The organism is Vibrio kasasachensis, from assembly GCF_050337565.1.
Taxonomy (GTDB): Bacteria; Pseudomonadota; Gammaproteobacteria; order Enterobacterales; family Vibrionaceae; genus Vibrio; species Vibrio kasasachensis.
Map to the genome: position 1 here is coordinate 1 of NZ_JAKJTB010000006.1, position 4,516 is coordinate 4,516.

Annotated in this window: 2 tRNA genes and 4 rRNA genes; all 6 read left to right on the forward strand. The window is 48.1% G+C overall.

What is annotated here, in order from left to right:
* Positions 1–260: ribosomal RNA gene (locus tag L4C38_RS00220) — 16S ribosomal RNA — on the forward strand; the annotation flags it as partial.
* Between the two features lie 65 nt (positions 261–325).
* Positions 326–401 (forward strand) — tRNA-Ala (locus tag L4C38_RS00225).
* A 4-nt stretch (positions 402–405) separates the two neighbouring features.
* Positions 406–481 (forward strand) — tRNA-Glu (locus L4C38_RS00230).
* A gap of 301 nt (positions 482–782) precedes the next feature.
* Positions 783–3,677 (forward strand): 23S ribosomal RNA (locus L4C38_RS00235).
* A gap of 104 nt (positions 3,678–3,781) precedes the next feature.
* A 5S ribosomal RNA gene (rrf, locus tag L4C38_RS00240) occupies positions 3,782–3,897 on the forward strand.
* 450 nt (positions 3,898–4,347) lie between these two features.
* Positions 4,348–4,516: ribosomal RNA gene (locus tag L4C38_RS00245) — 16S ribosomal RNA — on the forward strand; the annotation flags it as partial.

A 4,516-nucleotide genomic window follows, 5' to 3' on the forward strand; every position in this document is an offset into this window, starting at 1 on the left:
AAAAAGTGCGTCGTAGTCCGGATTGGAGTCTGCAACTCGACTCCATGAAGTCGGAATCGCTAGTAATCGTGGATCAGAATGCCACGGTGAATACGTTCCCGGGCCTTGTACACACCGCCCGTCACACCATGGGAGTGGGCTGCAAAAGAAGTGGGTAGTTTAACCTTTCGGGGAGGACGCTCACCACTTTGTGGTTCATGACTGGGGTGAAGTCGTAACAAGGTAGCGCTAGGGGAACCTGGCGCTGGATCACCTCCTTATACGATGATTACTCACGATGAGTGTCCACACAGATTGATATGGTTTAATTTTAAAGTGCTACGTTGGGGCTATAGCTCAGCTGGGAGAGCGCTTGCCTGGCAGGCAAGAGGTCTGCGGTTCGATCCCGCATAGCTCCACCATCGTGTCCCGTTCGTCTAGAGGCCTAGGACACCGCCCTTTCACGGCGGTAACAGGGGTTCGACTCCCCTACGGGATACCATCTTTAAGCGTACTTTCTTTAAATAGAAAGCAAAGTGCTTTTAAAAATGGTTACTTCTTCGGAAGAATCACGCTCTTTAACAATTTGGAAAGCTGACTAAATAATCTTTAATAAGATTATTTGTAAAGTTCTCAATGTTTACCTTAATGGTAAACACCAAAAAACACATTCAAGTGTTCTTGGCAATATCACTTCCTTAGTGAAGTGATTATTCGAAATTGAGTCCGGCAAAATCGAACGTCTCTCACTCATAAAATAGAGAGACAACTTGGTTGTTTAACGAAACTCCTTCGGGTTGTATGGTTAAGTGACTAAGCGTACACGGTGGATGCCTTGGCAGTCAGAGGCGATGAAAGACGTAGTAACTTGCGATAAGCCCAGATTAGGTAGTAACAACCGTTTGAGTCTGGGATTTCTGAATGGGGAAACCCACGTGCATAAGCACGTATCATTAACTGAATACATAGGTTAATGAGGCGAACCGGGGGAACTGAAACATCTAAGTACCCCGAGGAATAGAAATCAACCGAGATTCCGAAAGTAGCGGCGAGCGAAATTGGATTAGCCCTTAAGCTTTTTATGCGTCAGGTGAAACTTCTGGAAAGTTGTGCGACACAGGGTGATAGCCCCGTAGCCGGCAACGCATAATAAGTGAAATCGAGTAGGGCGGGACACGTGATATCCTGTTTGAATATGGGGGGACCATCCTCCAAGGCTAAATACTACTGACTGACCGATAGTGAACCAGTACCGTGAGGGAAAGGCGAAAAGAACCCCTGTGAGGGGAGTGAAATAGAACCTGAAACCGTGTACGTACAAGCAGTAGGAGCARGCATTGCGTCYTGTGACTGCGTACCTTTTGTATAATGGGTCAGCGACTTAATTTTAGTAGCAAGGTTAACCGTTTAGGGGAGCCGTAGGGAAACCGAGTCTTAACTGGGCGTATAGTTGCTAGAATTAGACCCGAAACCAGGTGATCTAGCCATGGGCAGGTTGAAGATTGAGTAACATCAATTGGAGGACCGAACCGACTAATGTTGAAAAATTAGCGGATGACTTGTGGCTAGGGGTGAAAGGCCAATCAAACCTGGAGATAGCTGGTTCTCCCCGAAAGCTATTTAGGTAGCGCCTCGGACGAATACTACTGGGGGTAGAGCACTGTTAAGGCTAGGGGGTCATCCCGACTTACCAACCCTTTGCAAACTCCGAATACCAGTAAGTACTATCCGGGAGACACACGGCGGGTGCTAACGTCCGTCGTGGAGAGGGAAACAACCCAGACCGCCAGCTAAGGTCCCAAATTATTACTAAGTGGGAAACGATGTGGGAAGGCTTAGACAGCTAGGATGTTGGCTTAGAAGCAGCCATCATTTAAAGAAAGCGTAATAGCTCACTAGTCGAGTCGGCCTGCGCGGAAGATGTAACGGGGCTAAGTAATAAACCGAAGCTGCGGCAATGAAGTTTACTTCATTGGGTAGGGGAGCGTTCTGTAAGCGGTTGAAGGTGTGTYGTAARGCATGCTGGACGTATCAGAAGTGCGAATGCTGACATGAGTAACGATAAAGGGGGTGAAAAACCCCCTCGCCGGAAGACCAAGGGTTCCTGTCCAACGTTAATCGGGGCAGGGTAAGTCGACCCCTAAGGCGAGGCCGAAAGGCGTAGTCGATGGGAAACGGGTTAATATTCCCGTACTTCTTATAATTGCGATGGGGGGACGGAGAAGGCTAGGTGGGCCTGGCGACGGTCGTCCAGGTTCAAGTACGTAGGCGGGTGGTTTAGGTAAATCCGGACCGCTACTCAACGCTGAGATACGATGTCGAGCTACTACGGTAGTGAAGTCATTGATGCCATACTTCCAGGAAAAGCCTCTAAGCTTCAGATTATAAGAAATCGTACCCCAAACCGACACAGGTGGTCGGGTAGAGAATACCAAGGCGCTTGAGAGAACTCGGGTGAAGGAACTAGGCAAAATGGTACCGTAACTTCGGGAGAAGGTACGCTCTTGGCGGTGAAGTCCCTTGCGGATGGAGCTACTAGGAGTCGCAGATACCAGGTGGCTGCAACTGTTTATTAAAAACACAGCACTGTGCAAAATCGTAAGATGACGTATACGGTGTGACGCCTGCCCGGTGCCGGAAGGTTAATTGATGGGGTTAGACTTAGGTCGAAGCTCTTGATCGAAGCCCCGGTAAACGGCGGCCGTAACTATAACGGTCCTAAGGTAGCGAAATTCCTTGTCGGGTAAGTTCCGACCTGCACGAATGGCGTAATGATGGCCACGCTGTCTCCACCCGAGACTCAGTGAAATTGAAATCGCTGTGAAGATGCAGTGTACCCGCGGCTAGACGGAAAGACCCCGTGAACCTTTACTACAGCTTGGCACTGAACATTGACCCTACATGTGTAGGATAGGTGGGAGCCTTTGAAGCACGTACGCCAGTATGTGTGGAGGCAATCTTGAAATACCACCCTTGTATGCTTGATGTTCTAACGTTGGTCCCTRATCGGGATTACGGACAGTGCCTGGTGGGTAGTTTGACTGGGGCGGTCTCCTCCCAAAGAGTAACGGAGGAGCACGAAGGTGGGCTAAACACGGTTGGACATCGTGTGGTTAGTGCAATGGCATAAGCCCGCTTAACTGCGAGAATGACAATTCGAGCAGGTACGAAAGTAGGTCATAGTGATCCGGTGGTTCTGTATGGAAGGGCCATCGCTCAACGGATAAAAGGTACTCCGGGGATAACAGGCTGATACCGCCCAAGAGTTCATATCGACGGCGGTGTTTGGCACCTCGATGTCGGCTCATCACATCCTGGGGCTGAAGTCGGTCCCAAGGGTATGGCTGTTCGCCATTTAAAGTGGTACGCGAGCTGGGTTTAGAACGTCGTGAGACAGTTCGGTCCCTATCTGCCGTGGGCGTTGGAGAATTGAAAGGGGCTGCTCCTAGTACGAGAGGACCGGAGTGGACGAACCTCTGGTGTTCGGGTTGTCATGCCAATGGCATTGCCCGGTAGCTAAGTTCGGAATCGATAACCGCTGAAAGCATCTAAGCGGGAAGCGAGCCTTGAGATGAGTTCTCCCTGGCACTTTAAGTGCCCTAAAGGGTTGTTCGAGACTAGAACGTTGATAGGCAGGGTGTGTAAGTGCTGCGAGGCATTGAGCTAACCTGTACTAATTGCCCGTGAGGCTTAACCATACAACACCCAAGGGGTTTTGTGGACTCAATGCAAGAACATTGAATGTGTAATAGAACTTTACTCTCTATTTTAGAGAAACCAGCTTTCCGAATTAAAGAATTTGCTTGGCGACCATAGCGTTGCGGACCCACCTGATTCCATGCCGAACTCAGAAGTGAAACGCAATAGCGCCGATGGTAGTGTGGGGTCTCCCCATGTGAGAGTAGGACATCGCCAGGCTTTAATTCCGCACTTGCTTGAAATTCAAGCAAGTCACCATAAGATTTTAAGCCTTTTGCTTTTAGATTTTTTTAAAATCTGAAAACAAAATAAAGTTTAGAGTTTTATGTTGACTTTCAAAGTGGGAAGCGTATTATACGCACCTCGCTGACGTGCTAACGCACTGAAAGCAAAGCTCTTTAACAATATAAACCTATCAATCTGTGTGGGCACTCGTTGATGATAATCCAATAAGTTATTGCTTAGGCAATGACTGTTTCTTCGGAAACACATTGGGTTCAATGAACTGAGTGACCAATCGAGATTAGCTTTCTTTGCAAAAAGAAACTTAGTCTTGGCACAGTCAATTCATTATCATTCTGTTGGAATGATAATAGCTTTAGAATTACATGTTTATCTTCGGATAAATATTAGTTTTGAAGTCAGTATTCATTGAGCCGAAAAAACTTTAAATTGAAGAGTTTGATCATGGCTCAGATTGAACGCTGGCGGCAGGCCTAACACATGCAAGTCGAGCGGTAACAGGAAGAAAGCTTGCTTTCTTTGCTGACGAGCGGCGGACGGGTGAGTAATGCCTAGGAAATTGCCCTGATGTGGGGGATAACCATTGGAAACGATG